The organism is Hyphobacterium sp. SN044, from assembly GCF_021864465.1.
Classification (GTDB): domain Bacteria; phylum Pseudomonadota; class Alphaproteobacteria; order Caulobacterales; family Maricaulaceae; genus Hyphobacterium.
On sequence record NZ_JAKKUV010000003.1, the window covers coordinates 66,704 to 84,692 of the forward strand.

Here is a 17,989-nt window from a genome sequence, read left to right on the forward strand (position 1 = left end):
GGGACGATGCGCGTCCTCGTGATTGAAGACGATCCGGATCTGAACCGGCAATTGTCCCGTGCCCTCGGCGATGCCGGCTACGCGGTGGATTCCGCAACCGATGGCGAGGAAGGCCACTTCCTCGGTGAAACCGAACCCTATGACGTGATCGTTCTCGATCTCGGCCTGCCGAAGCTCGATGGCGTGACCGTCCTGGAACGCTGGCGCCGCGACAACAATGCGACGCCGGTCCTGATCCTGACGGCGCGTGATCGCTGGAGCGAGAAGGTCGCGGGCTTTGACGCGGGTGCGGACGATTACCTGACCAAGCCCTTCCACACCGAGGAATTGCTGGCCCGCCTGCGGGCGCTGACCCGCCGTGCGGCCGGACATGCCACCTCCACGATCGATTGCGGCAATCTGTCGGTCGATACGCGCGGTGCCCGCGTCTTCATCGATGGCGCGCCGGTGAAGCTGACCTCTCATGAATTCCGCATGCTCAGCTATCTGGCCCATCACCAGGACCGCGTGATTTCGCGGTCCGAACTGGTCGAGCACATCTACGATCAGGATTTCGACCGCGATTCCAACACGATCGAGGTGTTTGTCGGCCGGCTGCGCAAGAAGATCGGGTCCGACCGGATCGAAACGGTCCGGGGGCTGGGCTACCGGCTGACCGATCCTGACGCCCGGTCCGCGTGACACCCAGACGCCATTCGCTTGTTCTCAGGCTGATCGCCACCGGGGCGATCTGGGCCGCGGCGCTTCTCGTCGCCGGCGGCATTGCCCTGACCAGTCTCTACGAGCGCTCCGTACTCGGGGCGCTCGAAAGCCGGTTGCAGTCGACGGTGAACGCTCTTGTGGCGGCATCGGAAACGAGTGACGCTGGAGAGGTCACGCTGGCGCGTGAGCCGACCGATCCCGAATACAGTCTCGTCTTTTCGGGCCGCTACTGGCAGATCGCCGACTGGCGGACCGAGGATCGTTTGCGGGTCATCGCGCGCTCGCGGTCCCTGTGGGATGAACGTCTGCGCCCGCCTGATCGTTTGATGGAAGCGGCGGCCGCACAGCCTGGCACGCCCATCACGATGAAAATCGTCGGCCCGGACGACGAACCGCTCCGGGTGATCGCGCAGGCAGTGATCCTTTCCGGGCGTCCCGACATGGTCGTGGTGCTGGCGGCCGAGGATCAACGCCCGGCTGACCGTGAAGTGCGCCGTTTCGGCCTGATTTCACTCGGTCTCATCGCCTTCTTCGCCATCGCGCTTGTGGCGGGCCTTGTGCTGCAGGTCCGGTTCGGTCTCGCGCCGCTATTCCGCATGCGCCAGGCCGTGGCGGCCGTCCGCGAAGGACAGGCCGAGCGCGTCGAGGGACAGTTCCCGAGCGAGCTTCAACCGCTCGGCGATGAGCTCAACTCCCTGATCGTGCATTCCCGCGAAGTGGTCGAGCGCGCGCGCACGCATGTCGGCAATCTCGCGCACGCGCTGAAAACGCCGATCGCCGTCCTGCTCAATGAGAGCCGGAGCGAGAAGGGCGGTTTCGCCGAGCTGGTCGAACGCCAGGCCGACACGATGTCGCGCCAGGTCGACCACCATCTGCGACGCGCCCGTGCGGCGGCCCACGCGAAGGCTGTGGGAGCGAAAACCGATGTCTGCACCACGCTGGACGACCTGACCCGGACGCTGCAGCGCATCTATGGCCGGCAAGGAATCACGATCGGTTTCGAATGTGAAGGCGACATCTATTTCCGGGGCGAGCGTCAGGACCTCGAGGAAATGGCGGGCAATCTGCTCGACAATGCCTGCAAATGGTCGGGCGGCGAGGTGAAGGCGACGGCCCGCCTCGCGGACGAAGGCAAGCTTGAAGTGATCGTCGAAGACGACGGCCCCGGCATGGACGCAGAGCGCCGGGAGCAGGCCCTGCAGCGCGGTGTCCGCCTCGATGAAAGCACGCCGGGCAGCGGGCTCGGCCTGTCGATTGTCGGCGATCTGGCCGCGGTCTACGGCGGCCAGCTGACACTCGGAGAGTCCGAACTTGGCGGCCTTCTCGCACGGCTCGAATTGCCCTCAAGGAAGCGCTAAAGCGGCGTTAACCGTGCCGCGTGCAAAATCTTCCCGTCATGACTTCAACCGGCGCATCGCGATGACAGGTCTCAGCGCGAAGAATATCGAGAAACTTGGCGCGTTCTGGAGCTCGCTCGCTCCGGAGATGCGCAAGCGTGTTCTCGCGTCGGCGAACGCCGCGGCCGGCCGCGATCCTGCGCAGGCGGGCGTCGCGCAATTGCTCGAGAAACTCGATGCGCTTGCCGCTCCGGATGAAGGCGCGCTTCAGCGCAAGCGGCTGTTCGCTCCGCTCGACCCCCTGACGGGCAATCCCGAGACCGATCCACCGTCTCGCGCCTATTTTTCTCCCGGGTTTCTGTCTGGCCTGTGGGCGTGGTTCGAAGACGCCGACCAGTCGGGGTTTTCCGGCGCGTTTCCGGCGAGCGGCGCTACGACCGAGAACTGGCAAGCCATCCGCGTTCGCGCCGGAGAGGCGTTGAAGGCGTTTCTGGAAAGCGCCAGGGATGACCGGAAGCTCGAGAGCCGGATTGCCACCCTGTGGGGCGCGGGCGGGCGCGAAACCGCGGATCTGGCGGCAACCCTGCTGATCCACGATACGGTTCTGAAGGACGCGCTGAGAGGCATTCCCGAAGAGATCACCGATTTCGATCCTGATCTCTGTACGCATGTGCGGGACGTTTATGACGACGTGTCGGAGCGCGCACCCGATGCCGGCGTCTGGATGCTGCTCTTGCTGATGACGCGGCTGACCAAGACGGCGCAGATTTTCCGTGCGGTCGAGAAGATCGGGCGCCGCAGCGACGACCAGCTGATCTCGAAAACAGACCTTGCCGCAGTTGGCGATGCCGTGCTGAAGGATGCGGAATTCTACGCGACGCGATTCCGCCGTGCACCCACGTCCATCGAGGAAGCCGACGAGGCCATCGCCGGGCTGGCCTGCTTCGTGACGGTGACGGTGGGCATGACCCGCGAGTTTGGCATCCGGAAGGATGGTCAGTGGGGCAAGACGCTTTTCGCACTGCGGGCGCAGGCGTCGGCCGATCTCGAAAAGCTGCTGACCGGCACGCAGAAGGCGCTCGATGCAGCCTTGCCGGAGCCGAAGAAGGGCAAGGGCGGGGTGTATGTCCCCGTGCCGTGTCCTGACGAGGCGGTGATCGTCCGGGCCGAGGCGCAACTGCGCTTTCTTGGCGGGGCCGGCGAATGGGCGTCGCAGGCGGCGACCGGCAGCGTACAGAAGAAGGCCGAAGATGCGGCGATCGCCGCGCTCGAGGAATGCTGCGGTCATCTGATCAACGTGCTGCAGCATTCCGACGGAGAAACGCAGCAACTTGCCTCAGCCGGCCTCGATGTCATCGCGCGTCTGCAAGAGGCTCTGGGGCAGGTGGAAAGCGCCAGCCTGACCCGGCGGCGCAACGCTGCAGCCATGGCGGCGTGACGATCTGACGCTTGCGCGCACGCGGGGCAGGACGTAATTCGCCCCCATGTCACCGGAAAACACATCCCCCGTTATCGCTCTGGAAGATCGCACGCGCGATGCCGCGAAGCTCTATTCGCCGAGCGCTGCGCGCAATCGCGAGCCGGTTCGCGCGGTTCTGGCCGAACGCCTGCCCAAGCAGGCGCGCGTGCTGGAGATCGGCTCCGGCACGGGCGAGCATGGTGAAGCCTGCTGTGCCGCGCGGCCCGACATTTCCTGGCAGTTGACCGAGATCGACCCGGACTCGCTTGCCAGCTGCGCAGCACGCGCCGAGGAGAGTGAGGGGCTTCTCGCCCCGCTCTCGCTCGACGCCGGTGCGCCAGACTGGACCAGCGGTCTCGCGCCCGTGGATGTGCTGGCCTGTCTCAACGTCATCCACATCGCACCGTGGTCCGTGGCCGAAGGCCTCGCGGCCGGGGCCGCCAAGCTTATCGCGCGGCAAGGCTTCGTCTTTCTCTACGGACCCTTCCTGGAAGGGGAGAAGACGGCCCCGTCCAATCGCGAATTCGATGCCAGTCTGAAGAGCCGGAATGCCGAGTGGGGCGTGCGCCCGATCGACGCCGTGACCGCACTGTTCGCCGGTCATGGGCTTTCGCTCGCCGAGCGGATCGAGATGCCGGCCAACAATCTGTCACTGATCTTCCGGAGGGCGTCATGATGGTCTTTGCCGCCATCGCGGCGCTGATCGGGGCAGCCGTCGCGATCTTTGTCTTCGCACCCTTTCGCGGCGCCGGTGTGCCGCGCTGGATGGGTCCGGCGTCGGCGGCGGTCCTGCTGGTCCTCGCGGGCGCGGTCTACTGGGTTGGCGGTGCGCCGAACCAGCCCGGCGCCCCTTATGCCCGCCAAGCGGCCGAGCGCCGCGCGGCCGACCCTGCCGAACTCACACTCGACGCCCGCATCGAACGCCTGCGCGACATCGTTCGCGAAGATGATGGCAACGCGGAAGCCTGGGCCATGCTCGGCCGTGAACTCGCCCGCGCGGAACGGGAGATGGAAGCGATCAATGCCTTCCAGCGCTCGCTTTCGATCGACGCCCAGGCGCGCACCTTCTCCGACCTTGGTCAGACGGTCATCAATCTCAACGAAGGCGATGTGACGCCGGACGCGCAGGCCGCGTTCGAGGCGGCCTACCGGCTCGATCCGGCCCTGCCGGAGGCGGGCTTCTTCCTCGGGCTGGGCGCCTATCAGGACGGTGATCGGGCTGGCGCGACGCAATACTGGACAGACACGCTGTCGCGTCTGGAGCCAGGCGATCCCTACAAGACGATCATCGCGCGGCAGGCAGCGGAATTCCTGTCGCGCCCGGATGTCGACGCAGGAAGTGTGGCGGCGGCGCAGGTCGAGGACGCGCCGGAGATGTCGCCGCAAGAACGGATCGCCGGTATGGTCGGACGTCTGACCGAGCGGGTCAGCAGCGGCGAAGGGTCGCTGTCGGACTGGCTGGTCCTGATCCGCGTTCGCGCCATGATGGACGATATGAGCGGAGCGCGCGAAGCGCTCACCGAGGCTGAAGCGGCCCATGCCGATGACGCGGGTGCCAGCGCCATTCTGGCCGTTGCGCGTCAGGCGATCGGCAGCGACGCCGGAGAGGAATGATGCGCAAGAGCCGTCAGAGATTGTGGATGGTTGGCGGAGCCGGAGTGATCCTCGCAGCCGCACTGGGGCTGATGCTGCTCGCCTTCGGCGACGCGCTCGTCCTGTTCTACAGCCCGTCGGAAGTCGCTGCGGCACCGCCACCGGCTGGTGAGCGGGTGCGTGTGGGCGGTCTGGTCGAGGCGGGAAGCGTCGTGCGTCCCGATCAGGGCGGCGCACTGTTCACGCTCACCGACACCGTTGCGACGATCCGCGTCAGCTATGACGGATCGTTGCCCGACCTGTTCCGCGAAGGGCAGGGCATCGTGGCCGAGGGGCATTTCGATCATGACGGCCTGTTCCAGGCATCGAACGTGCTGGCCAAGCATGACGAGACCTACATGCCGCCCGAAGTCGCCGAAGCGCTGCGCGCGCAGGGCGTCTGGCAGGGCAATGAGGCCACGGCCGAGGCCGGCGAATGATTGCGGAGATCGGCCGGTTTCTTGCCGCCATTGCCCTGGTCCTGTCTCTGGTCCAGCTGATGGCTGGGTGGCGCGCCGCCACCGCCCCCGAAAGCGGTCTGGCGAAGGTGAGCGCGCGCGCGGCGCAGACGGCGACCGCGACGCTGGCCATCGCCTTCGGCCTCCTGATTTATCTCTTCATCGTTTCGGATTTTTCGGTCGCCTACGTCGCCGGGCATAGCCATGTCGACAAGCCGCTCTTCTACAAGGTCGCGGCGGCATGGGGCGGGCATGAAGGCTCGATGCTGCTCTGGTGCACGCTGATGACGGCAGTGGGGGCCGGGCTCGCGGCCTTCGGTCCGAAGGCCGATCCGGGCCTGCGCCTGCGCGCGGTCGCGATACAGGGCGGGCTGCAGATTCTCTTCCTCGCCTTCCTCGTCTTCACCTCGAACCCGTTCGACCGGATCCCGTTCGCCGACATTCCGGTGCAGGGCGCAGATCTCAATCCGATCCTTCAGGACCCGGCGCTCGCACTGCATCCTCCCACGCTCTATCTCGGCTATGTCGGGATATCCGCGGCCTATTCCCTGGCTCTTGCAGGCCTGATCGAGGGGCGGGGCGGACGGCTGGTCGCGGCAGCGATACGGCCCTGGGCGATCGGCGCGTGGACGGCGCTCACCGCCGGCATCGCACTCGGCGCCTGGTGGGCCTATTACGAGCTCGGCTGGGGCGGCTGGTGGTTCTGGGATCCGGTCGAGAATGCCAGCTTCATGCCCTGGCTGATTGCCGCGGCGCTCATTCACTCCGCCATCGCGACGCAGCGGACCGGAGCCTTCCCGGGCTGGACGGCGCTGCTCGGGCTTCTGGCCTTCTCGCTTTCGGCGCTCGGGGCCTTCCTCGTACGCTCGGGCGTCCTGACCTCGGTTCATGCCTTCGCGCTCGATCCTGAACGCGGCATGTGGATTCTCGGCATTCTGGCCGTCCTCGCAGGCGGTGGCCTGGCCGTGTTCGGTCTGCGCGCCGGCAAGCTGGGCGAAGGGGACGGGTTCGAGCCGACCAGCCGGGAAGCCTTCATCGGCATCAACAATCTCTTCCTGGCGGTCACCGCCGGGATCGTGCTGTGCGGGACGATCTACCCGCTGATCGCCGACGCGCTCGGGCTGCGATCCGTGTCGGTCGGCGCGCCCTATTTCAATCGGACCGCCACCCCGATGATGGCGGCCCTGCTGATCCTTCTGCCCTTCGCGCCCTATCTGCCCTGGCGATCGGGCGGCATGAAGCGTGCGGCATTCAGCTGGCGTCCGTTGGTCTGGACAATTCCCGGGGCCGCGGCCGGTATTGCCGTCCTGATGATGGGGGGCAGCGTGCTCGCCATTGCGGGCGCAGTCCTTGGCGGCTGGGCCATTGCCGGTGCCGTGACCGACCTGATCGACAGCCGGGTGCTCGCACACCTGCCGGCGAAAGTGTCAGCCTATGGACGGGGCCTGGCGCATGCCGGTGTCGGACTGATCGCGCTCGGCGCGGCAGCGGATTCGACCGGCGCTCCCGAAGTCGTCCGCGCCCTGGCGGAGGGCGAGACGATGGTGATTGGCGAGCGCACGATCGCTCTGGCCGATCTGCGCCGCGCCGACGGGTCGAACTATCTCGCCGACCAGGCGCAGCTCGTCGTCACGGAGAATGGCCGCCGGACGGGCGTCCTGACCCCGGAACGCCGCTTCTATGTCGCGGCGGAGCAGAATACGCGCGAAGTCGACATCCAGACGACGTGGAGCGGTGACCTCTATGCCGTGCTTGGCGAGCCGCGGCAGCGCGAAGACGGCAGCATCGCCTTCGAAGTCCGGATGAGTTTCAATCCAATGACGTGGCTGCTGGGCTTCGGGGCCCTGATGATCACGCTGGGCGGGCTGACGGCGCTGACCGGGATGGCGCTCGGCCGCCGCCGGGAGGAGATGGCATGACGGCGCTGCTGATTGCCCTGGCCCTGCTTCAGTCCGTCGAGTTGTCCCCTGCGCAGGAAGACCAGGCGCACGCGATCATGCAGGAAATCAACTGCGTGGTGTGTTCGGGCCAATCGATCGCCGATTCCGATGCCGCACTCGCGCAGGACATGCGCGAATTCATTCGTACGCGTGTCGCGGCGGGTGACCGGTCCAGCGAGGTTCGGGCGGCTCTGGCCTCGCATTATGGCGACGAGGTGCTGATGCGCCCGCCCTTTGCCTGGCATACGGCGCTCCTCTGGGGCCTTCCCCTCCTGTTGCTGGTCGGCGGAGGCGCTATGCTGGTGTCGGCATCGAGGAAAAAGACACCGGCGGGCTGACGCCGGCAGGAGGCGGGCGTGGCACGATCGGAACGAGTCGAGTTCGAAGGGGCCTTCGGCGATACGCTGGCGGCCCGGCTCGAACGCCCTTCCGGTGTTCCGCGCGCCTATGCGCTGTTCGCGCACTGTTTTTCCTGTTCGAAGGACATTCTCGCCGCGACCCGCATTTCACAGCGGCTGTCGCGCCAGGGCATTGCAGTTCTGCGCTTCGACTTCACCGGCCTCGGCCACTCCGAAGGTGAATTCGCGAACACCAACTTCTCCTCGAACATCGAGGATCTGATCCAGGCCGCAGCCTTCCTCGAACGCGACCATGAAGCACCGTCATTGCTGATCGGGCATTCGCTTGGCGGAGCAGCGGTGATCGCCGCGGCCCGCCGGATCGCGTCGACCCGCGCGGTCGTCACGATCAATGCGCCTGCCGATGCCGATCATGTCCGCAAGCAGTTCACCGAACAGGTGCCGGAAATCGAGGCCAAGGGCGAAGCGCAGGTTCACCTCGCGGGGCGCCCCTTCCGCATCAAGAAGCAGTTTCTCGACGACATCGAGGGGCGATCGCTGGAGGAGGCCGCCAGCGCGCTGAAGCTGCCGCTTCTCATCGCGCATTCGCCCATCGACGAAACCGTCAGCATCGATAACGCCACGCGCCTGTTCGTGGCTGCGAAACACCCGAAGAGCTTCCTGAGTCTCGACCACGCCAATCACCTTCTGAGCGGCAAGGATGATGCGCGGTTCGTCTCCGACGTCATCGCCGCCTGGGCCAACCGCTACGCGGCAGCGGAACGGCTGCCCGACCCCCCCTCGGCTGTGCCTCAGGGTGTCGTGGTCCAGGAGACCGGCCAGGGCAAGTTCCAGAACTGGGTGGTCGACGCCGATGCGACGACGCTGACCGATGAACCGGAGAGCTATGGCGGCATGGGGTCGGGGCCGACGCCCTATGGCCTCCTGAGCGCCTCGCTGGGCGCCTGCACGTCCATGACGATCCGCATGTATGCCAATCGCAAGGGATGGCCGCTCGACCGCGTCACGGTCACGGTGAGGCACAACAAGGACCATGCGGACGATTGCGAGCATTGCGGCGAAGAGCACAGCAAGGTCGACATCTTCGAACGCAGTATCCGCCTTGAAGGCGACCTTGATACCGCTCAGCTCGACCGGCTGATGGAGATCGCCGACCGCTGTCCGGTTCACCGGACGCTGCATGAACCCGTCGTCGTGCGGACACGCCGCGAGCCTTGATCCTGCCGCAAGGCGCCCTCATGTAATGTTTTCGTAAGACTCGAGCCACGCTCGCGTTACGTCGCGGGCGGCATGGATTGTGCGACAGGTTGGGTCAGTTCAGTTGCAGGGAATGATCGACACATGATTTCGACACCTCGTATCCGCCAGCTTCTCGGAGTTTCTCTGGTCGCGCTGTCCGCCTTCGCGGGCGGAGCGGCGGTAACCGGCAGCATGCCGGCCGCCATGGCGCAGGAAGTGCAGACCCAAAGCGTGGCCGTACCGCAGGGCGCGTCGCTCGCGGACCTGATCGAGCGCGTCAGCCCGGCGGTGGTTTCCATCAATGTCCGCGTTCAGGCTCCCGTTGCGGGCATGCCCGGCATGCAGGGGGCTCCCAACCTTGAACAGCTTCCGCCGCAGTTCCGCGAATGGCTGGAGCGCGAATTCGGCGGCCAGCCGGCGCCGCAAATGCGCGAAGGCCTGTCGCTCGGTTCGGGCTTCTTCATTTCCGAAGACGGATATGTCGTTACCAACAACCACGTCATCGAGGACGCGACGGAAATCACCGTCGTGATGTCCGATGGCGAGGAATTCAACGCGACCGTGGTGGGCGCGGACCCGCTGACCGATATCGCGCTGCTGGAAATCGAGAACCCGGATGACCGCAGCTTCCCCTTCGTCCGGCTCGACACGGATCCCTCGCTGCGCGTGGGTGACTGGGTCGTGGCGGTCGGCAACCCGTTCGGCCTCGGCGGCACGGCGACTTTCGGCATCATCTCCGCGCTCGGCCGCGAAAGCCGGCTCGCGAACTACAATGAATTCATTCAGATCGATGCCCCGATCAATCGCGGCAATTCCGGCGGCCCGACCTTCGACATGGAAGGCAATGTGATCGGCGTGAACTCGCAGATCCTGTCGCCGACCGGCGGTAATATCGGCATCGGTTTTGCGATCCCGTCCGACGTCGCCTCAGAGATCGTAAGCCAGCTGATCGAAACCGGACGCGTCTCGCGCGGCTGGCTCGGCGTCCAGATCCAGGACGTGACCGAGGACATCGCCGACAGCGTCGGCCTCGAGTCTCAGTCCGGTGCGATCGTGTCCTCTCTGGTGTCCGGCGGACCGGCTGCTGCTGCGGGCCTGCGCCGCGGGGACGTGATCCTCGCGATGAATGGCGATGACGTCGAAAACGCGAACGGCCTGACGCGCCGCGTCGGTGCGGCCCGTGCCAACGAGGAAGTCCGCTTCACCGTGCTGCGCGATGGCCGCGAGCAGACGATTCGGGTCCGCCTCGGTGACCGGCCGTCAGAGCAGGCGCTGAATCAGACGCCGAGTGTCGGTGAACCTGAACAACCGCAGACCTATTTCGGCATGACCGTTTCGCCGGCCGGCGAGAGCGATGTCGCCGGTCTGCTGGTCGAAAATGTCGAGCCGCGGAGTGAAGCCGCCCAGAAGGGACTTCGCCCGGGAGACATTATCGTCGAAGCCGGCGGGGCAACGATCCAGTCGGTATCCGATCTGACCGAGGCCGTGGAAGATGCACGCGGGGAGGGGCGTCCGGCCATCCTCCTGCTCGTCCAGAATGGTGGAACGCAGCGTTATATCGCGCTTCAGCTCGACGGCTTCTGATCCGTAACTCAAGACCAAGGACGGGGACGGGAATGCGTATTCTGATCATCGAGGATGATCGCGAGGCGGCGGGCTATATCCGCAAGGGCCTCCGGGAGTCCGGGCATGTCGTCGACCACGCGGCCGACGGCGAGGAAGCCCTCGAAATGGCGCGAGCCTCCGAATACGACATTCTCGTCGTCGACCGGATGCTGCCGAAGATGGACGGTCTGACCGTCATCGAAACGCTGCGTTCGGAGAATGACCGCACACCGGCGCTGATCCTCTCGGCGCTGGGGGAAGTCGATCACCGGGTCGAGGGCCTGAAGGCCGGCGGCGACGACTATCTGGTCAAGCCCTATGCCTTCGCCGAGCTTCTGGCACGCGTCGAGGCGCTGGCCCGCCGCCGCGATCCGGAAACGGTCAAGACCAAGCTGGTGGTCGGCGATCTGGAGATGGACCTTCTGGCCCGCACCGTGGTGCGAGGCGACGAGGAAATCATCCTGCAGCCGCGGGAGTTCCGCCTGCTCGAATTCCTCATGAAGCATGCCGGTCAGGTCGTGACGCGGACCATGCTTCTGGAAAAGGTCTGGGACTATCATTTCGACCCTCAGACCAATGTCATCGATGTGCACATTTCGCGCCTGCGTTCGAAGATCGACAAACCCTTCGACCAGCCGATCCTGCACACGGTGAGGGGCGCGGGTTACCGCCTGCAGGCGTAACGCCATGGCCCGCCGGCTGCCGGCCTTTCTCAACACCACCGCCTTCCGGGTGACGATGCTCTCGGCAGCGCTTCTGGCGCTGTCGAGTCTCGTCATTCTGACCTTCGTCTATTTCGCGTCCGTGGGGGCTTCGCTGCGCCGGACGGACGCGACAGTGGAAGAGGAAATCGCGGTGATCGAGAACCGCGTGCGAAATGGCGGGATCGACGCGGTGAACCGCTATATCCTGCAGCGCAGCGTCGGCGGCAGCGACTTTCTCTACCTCCTCGTCCACCCGACCGGCCGGCGCGTGTCCGGCAATCTCTCCGGCCTGCCTGACGAGGAAGCCGACGAGGAAGGCCGTCTGCAATTCTCCTATCGCCGCCCGCCGGCGGGCGAGGAGGAGAGCGAGAAGGACGAACGCCTCGCGCGTGGCCGTCTCGCGCCCTTGCCCGGCGGATATGCGGTTTTCGTCGGCCTCGACGTCGAGGACGAGGAGCGGCTGGTCGGCGGGCTCTTGCGCGCCGTTCTGGCGGCTTCCGCGCTGGCGCTGGCGCTCGGCATGGCGTCGGGCATCTTTATCAGCCGCCGTTTCGCGCGCCGCCTCGACGCGATCAACAATGTCGCGCGCCAGGTTCGCGCCGGTGACCTGAAACAGCGCACGCCACGTACCATGACCGGTGACGAACTCGACGAGCTGTCGGCGAATTTCAACGGCATGCTCGACCGTATCGAAGAGCTGATGCACCGCATGAAGAATGTCGGCGACTCCATCGCGCACGATCTACGCTCGCCACTGACGCGGATGCGAAACCGGCTCGACGAGGCGCTGCGCGACGAGAGCACCGACCGCGAAGCCACCGTCGCGCAGGCGATTTCCGACGCTGATGAACTCCTGCGCGTATTCAACGCCATCCTGTCGATTTCGCGCCTGGAATCCGGCGACCGCCGGCAAGTGCTCGAACCCATCGATCCGCATGCGATCGCGGAGGATCTCGCCGAGCTTTACGACCCTGTGTGCGAAGACGCCGGGATCAGCTTCTCCGCCGAAATTGCCGAAGGCTGCCGGATCGCCGGGGAGCGTGATCTGGTGTCACAGGCCATCGCGAACCTGCTCGACAATGCGGTGAAATATACGCCCGAAGGCGGGGCGGTCGCGCTGCGCCTCCGCTGCCGGGCGAATGGCGAAGTGGAGTTCTCCGTGACCGATACCGGGCCGGGCATCCCCGGCGCCGATCGCCTCCGCGTGATCCAGCGCTTCGTGCGGCTCGACAATTCGCGGTCGAAACCGGGGTCCGGCCTCGGCCTCAGCCTCGTCAAGGCGATCGCAGAGTATCACGGCGCGCGGCTGGAGCTCGACGACGGCCCCGGCACCGGCCCGCACGGTCCGGGTCTTCGCGCCGCGCTGGTTTTTCCGGCGCCCAAGTAACGGACGGGGCTTTTCACGAGGCCCGCAGCACGCCAGTTTCGGCCCATGGCTGACACCGGCACGCTCCTTTCCCAACGCACAAACGACCTGCCCGAATTCAGTGATCCGCGCGGCGCCGAGGTGGTGGAACGCATTTCCGCGTCTGGCGTGACCATGAGCGATGCGGATTGCGGTTTCCTGACGACCGTCTTCTCCGCCGCGCCCTATCTGGGCCGGATCGCGACCCGCCGCACGAACGAGGCGGCACGCATCCTCACGCAATCGCCGGACACGGTGTTTGCGGACATCCTCGCCTCCGTCCGGTCCGCAGGTGCTGAAGCGGAGGATATTGCCGCGCTGGGACGCAGCCTTCGGCAGGCGAAGGCGGACATGCACCTCCTCACGGCGCTGTGCGATCTCGCCGGCATCTGGGCGCTCGACGAAGCGACCTCGCGTCTGTCCCGTTTCGCCGACGCCTGCGTCGCTTCCGGGCTTCACGGGCTGGTGCGCGAAGGCGTCGAGAAGGGACGGTTTCTTCCTCCGGGCGATCCGGACAATCCCTTGCCGGGCCTGTTCATCCTGGCGCTGGGGAAGATGGGCGCGGAAGAGCTCAACTATTCGAGCGATATCGATCTGGCGATCTATTTCGAGCCGGATCAGGTCGCGCTGGCGGAGGGGCGCGATCTCGAACGCGACCTGCCGCGGCTCGTTCAGGCGCTTGTCCGCCTGCTGCAGGAGCAATCGCCGGACGGTTATGTTTTCCGCACCGACCTGCGGCTTCGGCCCGACCCGTCGGCCACGCCGACAGCGATGTCGTGTGACGCGGCGCTGCGCTATTACGAATCCATCGGCCAGAACTGGGAGCGCGCGGCCTATATCAAGGCCCGGGTCTGCGCGGGCGACACGCAAGCCGGTGCGGCCTTCCTGAAGGCGATGTCGCCCTTCATCTGGCGTCGGTCGCTGGACTATGCCGCCGTCGACGATATCCGTGCGCTCGCCAGGCAGATCCAGTCGGTCGGCGACCGCGCGCAGGTTCGCGCGCCGGGTCACCACCTCAAACTTGGCCGCGGCGGCATTCGGGAGATCGAATTCTTCGCCCAGGTCCCGCAGCTTGTCTTCGGCGGGCGGGAGCCGTCGCTTCGCACCCGGAGCCCGGTCAAGGCGCTCGAACGCCTGTCGGCGATGGACAAGGTTCCGTCCGACCGGGCCGCCACGCTGATCGAGGCCTATGGCTTCTTCCGGTCGGCCGAGCATCGCATCCAGATGCTGGAGGACGAAGCCACGCAGATCCTGCCCGAAGCCGACGATTTGCGCTGGCGGGTCGGATTGCTGTGCGGCTTTCCGGACCTTTCCGAGTTTGACGATGCGGTCCGCTCGCGGCTGACCGCCGTTCACTCCGCTTTTTCCGAGCAATTCGCGCTCGACGAGACGCTTGCCTCGAGATCGGGAAGCCTGGTCTTCTCGGGCGTCGAGCCGACGCCCGATACGCTGGAGACGCTGACGCGGCTCGGCTTTTCCGAACCGGGATCGGTCTGGACGAAGATCAATTCCTGGCTCGGCGGACGGACACGGGCCACGAAGACGCAGCGCGCCCGGGAATTGCTGACGACGCTGGCGCCGCGCCTGCTGGACGCGATGGCCGAGACCGGCGAGCCCGACGCGGCATTTTCGCGTTTCGCGGCCTTTTACGAGAATCTGCCGATGGGGGTTCAACCCCTGTCGCTCCTGCGCAGTGAACCGGAACTGGCGCGCGAACTTGTCGCCATCCTTGGTCTGGCACCGCGGATCGCGCGGACGCTGGCGCAGCGCCCGGTTATTCTGGACGTGATGCTGGATGCGCGCTTCTCGCGCCCGCTGTCGCAGGATCCCCCCGACGATCTGAGGACACGTTTCCTCGACCAGATGGCGGCTTCCGATGACCTCGAAGACGCGATGAACCGGGCGCGGCGGCTGGCGCGCGAAGAACGGTTCCGGATCGGGGCACAAATCCTGGTCGGCCGGGCCGATGCCGGCGCGGCGGGGGCGGCCTATGCGGAACTGGCCGAAGCCGCGATCGAGTCCATGGCTCATGCCGCGCACGCGCGGATGGAAGAAAAGCACGGCCCTATGCCGGGCCGCTATGCGATCCTGGGGCTCGGCAAGCTAGGCGGTCGCGAATTGGCGTCCGACAGCGATCTCGACCTGATGCTTGTCTACGAGGCCCACGGAGACGGGGCCGAGACCTGGTTCACGCGCTTCACGCAGCGTTTTGTCAGTGCGGTGTCCGCGCCGACCGAGGAAGGCGAGCTGTTCGAAGTCGACCTTCAGCTCCGGCCGTCCGGCAAGGCGGGCCCCGTGGCGGTCTCGCTGCCCAGCTTCCTCGCCTATTATGCCAGCGAGGCCTGGACCTGGGAGCGCATGGCCCTGACCCGGGCGCGGGTCGTATGCGGCGATCCGGACCTCTCGCAGCAGGTGGAGGAAGGGATTGAGGGCGCGCTGTCGCAACCGCGAAATCCGGACGTCATCATCGAGGATGCCGTCGCGATGCGCGCGCGCCTGCAGCAGGAAAAGCCGGGCCGGGGTTTGTGGGATCTGAAGCGCAAGCCCGGCGGGCTGGTCGACATCGAATTCCTCGCCCAGACGCTGCAGCTCCTGCAACTTGCCAAGGGGAAGGGGCCGCGCGCGACCTCGACCGTCGCAGCGCTCGATGCGCTCCACCGCGACGGTGCGCTTTCGGATGAGGACGCCGAAGTGCTGAGCGGGGCGGCCCGGCTCTATCTCGACCTTCTCCAGCTGGTCCGCACCGCACACGGGTCCGGCTTCGACCCCACATTGGCCGCGAAAGGCTTTGCTGCCCGTCTGGCCGGTGCCGCCGGGATGAGCTCAGTCTCCGAACTGAACGCCCGCCTTGAAGCGCTTTCCACCGATGTTCGAACCCGGTTCGAAACTTTGCTGGGACCACTGAACTAGGCGCGACGGAAATCCCCTGCCTCCTGCGTTGAAAGATCAGCGAGGGTGAAACAGGAGATTCCTCACCATGAAAAAGTCCCTTCTCGTAATCGCCGGCGCAGCCGGTCTGGCGATGAGCCTGACGGCCGTCGCCGATGCCCAGCACCGCGGCGGAATGCGCGGTCATCATGGCGGCGGTCATGGCATGCACGGGCTGATGATGTTGCGCGCTGCCGATGCCAATGGCGACAACACGATCACGCGCGCCGAAGTCGACCAACTGCAGGCGGAAATGTTCGCCTGGATGGACCGCAATGGCGATGGCGTTCTGTCGTCTGCCGACCGGTCCCCGATGCACCAGCGTCTCGCGGCACTGCGCGACGAACAGGCTTCCGGCGACGAAGGCCGCCGTGGCCGCTGGGGCCGTCACGGCCGCGGTGGTCCGGACGGCGGTCATGCCCGCATGGACGCCAATGGGGACGGGCAGGTGACCCGCGAGGAATTCATGTCGCGTGGCGCGCCGGGCTTCGAACGCCTCGACGCGAACTCCGATGGGTCGGTGACGCCGGACGAGCTCGATGCGGCGATGGAACGCGGCCGCGAGCGCCGGGAAGACCGTGTCTTCTGGTGGCGCGACTAGAGGCAGCATGCCAGACTTGGGCATTCGCGGCGGAGGACTTCGTACAGCATGTCGAAGCCGGCAGGCGGTTTGCCTGACCCCTCCGCTGCCCTGTCCGATCCCGATCTGCCTCTCCTTGTGGCGGTCGGGCGCGGCGATCGGGACGCCGCCCGTCAGCTGATGGCGCGGCGTCTCCCGCGGCTTCTTGCGATTGCCCAACGTCTGTTGTCCGATCCGGTCGAGGCCGAGGATATCGCACAGGAGACGTTCATCCGGGTGTGGAAGGCCGCTTCGCGGTGGCGCAGCGGTGAGGCGAAGGTGGAAACGTGGATGAGCCGTATCGCAATCAATCTCTGCTACGACCGGCTGCGCCGGCGGCGGGAGAGTCTGACCGATACGCTCCCCGAACGGGCCGATGATACGCCCGGACCGGAAGCCGCACTCTCGCTCGGCGATGCGGCACGCCAGGTTCACACAGCGGTGGCCAGCCTGCCCGACCGGCAGCGCCTGGCGCTCGAATTGTGTCACTTTCAGGAAATGACCAATATCGATGCGGCCGAGGCCATGGAAATCAGCGTGGAGGCGCTTGAATCCCTCCTCGCGCGCGGCCGGCGGAAGCTGCGCGCGATCCTGACAGGACAGGAAGACGAGCTATTGGCCGGATTCGGGGATGACATTCCGGCCAGCGAGGGAATGCGATGATGGATATCGATCGTTTCAAAGCCATTCTGGAAGCTCACGGCGCCGATCCGGCGCGTTGGCCCGAAGGCGAACGCGCTGCCGCGGAGAGCTTCCTGCGCACCGATGGAAGGGCGAAGGTGGCTCACGACAGGGCCGCCGAGCTGGATGCCCTGATTGCGCCAGCCGCCATTACGGCGTCACCGAGCGACATGCTCACCGCGCGCTTGCTTCGCGCAATGCCGCAGCCGGAATTCTTTGGCGACTGGAGACGCGTGGCGGCAGCCGCCGCGCTGGCGCTGGTGGTCGGGCTGGGCGGGGGATTTGCCTCTGGCGCGCTGGTGCCCGTTAGCGATGACGAAGCCTATTACGAGATCGCATTCGACGGGCTCGACAGCGACGTTCAGTTCGACTGGGAGGGCGGAGCATGAACCGCGCCACACCCTGGGTGGTCGCTCTCCTGATATCGGTGCTGGCCAATGGCGCGATGCTGGGGCTGACGCTGCACAATGTGTCGGATGGTCCGCGTTTCGATCGCGGTCACGAGCACCGCCCGCCGGCTGGTGTGCGCGGCGACGGGTTCAGCGTTCGGGGTTTCCTCGCGGCCTTGCCGCCGGAGGAACGCGAAGCGGCAGCCGACGGTTTGCGCGAAAGCCGCGACGACGTGATGGCGCGGCTGCGCGAAGTGCGCGATTCGCAGGACGCGGTCGAGGCCGCGCTGCGCCGGGAGCCGTTCGATGCCGAGGCCGTGCGGGCGGCCATGCAGGACTTGCGGGAGGCTCGCGGCGATATGGAGAGCGAGATCGAACGCGCCATCATCGAGATCATCGCCGACCTGCCCCCCGAAGAGCGCATGCAGGCGCTGGAGGCGGGAATGCGCGGCGACCGGGGCCGCCGCGGGCCGCCGAGACATCATCGTCCCGGTGACGGGCCTCCGCCGCACGACGGCTAGCTCAGTTCATC

At 66.3% G+C, this 17,989-nt stretch carries 17 protein-coding genes; all 17 read left to right on the top strand.

The genetic code is table 11. The annotated features are described in order from the left end of the window. Positions 1 to 6: 6 nt before the first annotated feature. The 17 genes from L5876_RS05555 to L5876_RS05635 all read left to right on the top strand — a co-directional run bounded on the left by L5876_RS05555 (position 7) and on the right by L5876_RS05635 (position 17,978). Positions 7 to 681, top strand: coding sequence for a response regulator transcription factor (locus L5876_RS05555; RefSeq protein ID WP_236955112.1), 675 nt, complete (start codon positions 7 to 9; stop codon positions 679 to 681). Next, a complete protein-coding gene (locus tag L5876_RS05560; RefSeq protein ID WP_236955114.1) occupies positions 678 to 2,060 on the top strand; it encodes a sensor histidine kinase in 1,383 nt (460 codons plus the stop codon). Before L5876_RS05555 ends, L5876_RS05560 begins: the two co-directional genes overlap by 4 nt. Positions 2,061 to 2,121: 61 nt before the next feature. Then, on the top strand, positions 2,122 to 3,477 hold the full coding sequence (locus L5876_RS05565) for a hypothetical protein (RefSeq protein ID WP_236955115.1): 1,356 nt from the start codon (positions 2,122 to 2,124) through the stop codon (positions 3,475 to 3,477). A gap of 46 nt (positions 3,478 to 3,523) precedes the next feature. Further along, on the top strand, positions 3,524 to 4,174 hold the full coding sequence (locus L5876_RS05570) for a DUF938 domain-containing protein (protein WP_236955117.1): 651 nt from the start codon (positions 3,524 to 3,526) through the stop codon (positions 4,172 to 4,174). Beyond that, positions 4,171 to 5,112 (top strand): hypothetical protein, encoded by a 942-nt coding sequence (locus L5876_RS05575; RefSeq protein WP_236955119.1) that lies wholly within the window; start codon positions 4,171 to 4,173, stop codon positions 5,110 to 5,112. Before L5876_RS05570 ends, L5876_RS05575 begins: the two co-directional genes overlap by 4 nt. Next, positions 5,112 to 5,570 (top strand): cytochrome c maturation protein CcmE, encoded by a 459-nt coding sequence (gene ccmE / locus L5876_RS05580; protein WP_236955121.1) that lies wholly within the window; start codon positions 5,112 to 5,114, stop codon positions 5,568 to 5,570. The genes L5876_RS05575 and ccmE overlap by 1 nt, the downstream gene beginning before the upstream one ends. Beyond that, entirely contained in the window at positions 5,567 to 7,507 is a 1,941-nt protein-coding gene (locus tag L5876_RS05585; protein WP_236955127.1) for a heme lyase CcmF/NrfE family subunit, read from the top strand. Before ccmE ends, L5876_RS05585 begins: the two co-directional genes overlap by 4 nt. Beyond that, positions 7,504 to 7,866: a cytochrome c-type biogenesis protein gene (locus tag L5876_RS05590; RefSeq protein ID WP_236955129.1), complete on the top strand. Its 363-nt coding sequence runs from the start codon at positions 7,504 to 7,506 to the stop codon at positions 7,864 to 7,866. The genes L5876_RS05585 and L5876_RS05590 overlap by 4 nt, the downstream gene beginning before the upstream one ends. A gap of 18 nt (positions 7,867 to 7,884) precedes the next feature. Beyond that, positions 7,885 to 9,105 carry an alpha/beta fold hydrolase gene (locus L5876_RS05595; protein WP_236955131.1) on the top strand — a complete coding sequence of 407 codons (1,221 nt, stop codon included), beginning with the start codon at positions 7,885 to 7,887 and terminating at the stop codon, positions 9,103 to 9,105. Between the two features lie 123 nt (positions 9,106 to 9,228). Next, on the top strand, positions 9,229 to 10,710 hold the full coding sequence (locus L5876_RS05600) for a Do family serine endopeptidase (RefSeq protein ID WP_236955137.1): 1,482 nt from the start codon (positions 9,229 to 9,231) through the stop codon (positions 10,708 to 10,710). Positions 10,711 to 10,742: 32 nt separating this feature from the next. Next, on the top strand, positions 10,743 to 11,414 hold the full coding sequence (locus L5876_RS05605) for a response regulator transcription factor (RefSeq protein ID WP_236955141.1): 672 nt from the start codon (positions 10,743 to 10,745) through the stop codon (positions 11,412 to 11,414). Between the two features lie 4 nt (positions 11,415 to 11,418). Continuing rightward, positions 11,419 to 12,822, top strand: a complete 1,404-nt coding sequence (locus tag L5876_RS05610) for a HAMP domain-containing sensor histidine kinase (protein ID WP_236955142.1) — start codon at positions 11,419 to 11,421, stop codon at positions 12,820 to 12,822. 45 nt (positions 12,823 to 12,867) lie between these two features. Further along, the gene (locus L5876_RS05615) at positions 12,868 to 15,750 is read left to right on the top strand and encodes a bifunctional [glutamine synthetase] adenylyltransferase/[glutamine synthetase]-adenylyl-L-tyrosine phosphorylase (RefSeq protein ID WP_236955143.1); all 2,883 of its coding nucleotides are present in this window, start codon (positions 12,868 to 12,870) and stop codon (positions 15,748 to 15,750) included. Between the two features lie 67 nt (positions 15,751 to 15,817). Then, the gene (locus L5876_RS05620; protein ID WP_236955144.1) at positions 15,818 to 16,369 is read left to right on the top strand and encodes a hypothetical protein; all 552 of its coding nucleotides are present in this window, start codon (positions 15,818 to 15,820) and stop codon (positions 16,367 to 16,369) included. Between the two features lie 48 nt (positions 16,370 to 16,417). Further along, positions 16,418 to 17,050 (top strand): RNA polymerase sigma factor, encoded by a 633-nt coding sequence (locus tag L5876_RS05625; protein ID WP_236955145.1) that lies wholly within the window; start codon positions 16,418 to 16,420, stop codon positions 17,048 to 17,050. Next, positions 17,047 to 17,457 carry a hypothetical protein gene (locus L5876_RS05630; RefSeq protein ID WP_236955146.1) on the top strand — a complete coding sequence of 137 codons (411 nt, stop codon included), beginning with the start codon at positions 17,047 to 17,049 and terminating at the stop codon, positions 17,455 to 17,457. Before L5876_RS05625 ends, L5876_RS05630 begins: the two co-directional genes overlap by 4 nt. Beyond that, positions 17,454 to 17,978, top strand: coding sequence for a periplasmic heavy metal sensor (locus L5876_RS05635; RefSeq protein WP_236955147.1), 525 nt, complete (start codon positions 17,454 to 17,456; stop codon positions 17,976 to 17,978). Before L5876_RS05630 ends, L5876_RS05635 begins: the two co-directional genes overlap by 4 nt. Positions 17,979 to 17,989: the final 11 nt, after the last annotated feature.

Bases quoted from the DNA above. Each gene is read 5' to 3' on its own strand.
- L5876_RS05555 (WP_236955112.1), top strand. From the start codon at position 7: ATGCGCGTCCTCGTGATTGAAGACGATCCGGATCTGAACCGGCAATTG.
- L5876_RS05565 (WP_236955115.1), top strand. From the start codon at position 2,122: ATGACAGGTCTCAGCGCGAAGAATATCGAGAAACTTGGCGCGTTCTGG.
- L5876_RS05570 (WP_236955117.1), top strand. From the start codon at position 3,524: ATGTCACCGGAAAACACATCCCCCGTTATCGCTCTGGAAGATCGCACG.
- L5876_RS05575 (WP_236955119.1), top strand. From the start codon at position 4,171: ATGATGGTCTTTGCCGCCATCGCGGCGCTGATCGGGGCAGCCGTCGCG.
- ccmE (WP_236955121.1), top strand. From the start codon at position 5,112: ATGCGCAAGAGCCGTCAGAGATTGTGGATGGTTGGCGGAGCCGGAGTG.
- L5876_RS05585 (WP_236955127.1), top strand. From the start codon at position 5,567: ATGATTGCGGAGATCGGCCGGTTTCTTGCCGCCATTGCCCTGGTCCTG.
- L5876_RS05590 (WP_236955129.1), top strand. From the start codon at position 7,504: ATGACGGCGCTGCTGATTGCCCTGGCCCTGCTTCAGTCCGTCGAGTTG.
- L5876_RS05600 (WP_236955137.1), top strand. From the start codon at position 9,229: ATGATTTCGACACCTCGTATCCGCCAGCTTCTCGGAGTTTCTCTGGTC.
- L5876_RS05605 (WP_236955141.1), top strand. From the start codon at position 10,743: ATGCGTATTCTGATCATCGAGGATGATCGCGAGGCGGCGGGCTATATC.
- L5876_RS05610 (WP_236955142.1), top strand. From the start codon at position 11,419: ATGGCCCGCCGGCTGCCGGCCTTTCTCAACACCACCGCCTTCCGGGTG.
- L5876_RS05615 (WP_236955143.1), top strand. From the start codon at position 12,868: ATGGCTGACACCGGCACGCTCCTTTCCCAACGCACAAACGACCTGCCC.
- L5876_RS05620 (WP_236955144.1), top strand. From the start codon at position 15,818: ATGAAAAAGTCCCTTCTCGTAATCGCCGGCGCAGCCGGTCTGGCGATG.
- L5876_RS05625 (WP_236955145.1), top strand. From the start codon at position 16,418: ATGTCGAAGCCGGCAGGCGGTTTGCCTGACCCCTCCGCTGCCCTGTCC.
- L5876_RS05630 (WP_236955146.1), top strand. From the start codon at position 17,047: ATGATGGATATCGATCGTTTCAAAGCCATTCTGGAAGCTCACGGCGCC.
- L5876_RS05635 (WP_236955147.1), top strand. From the start codon at position 17,454: ATGAACCGCGCCACACCCTGGGTGGTCGCTCTCCTGATATCGGTGCTG.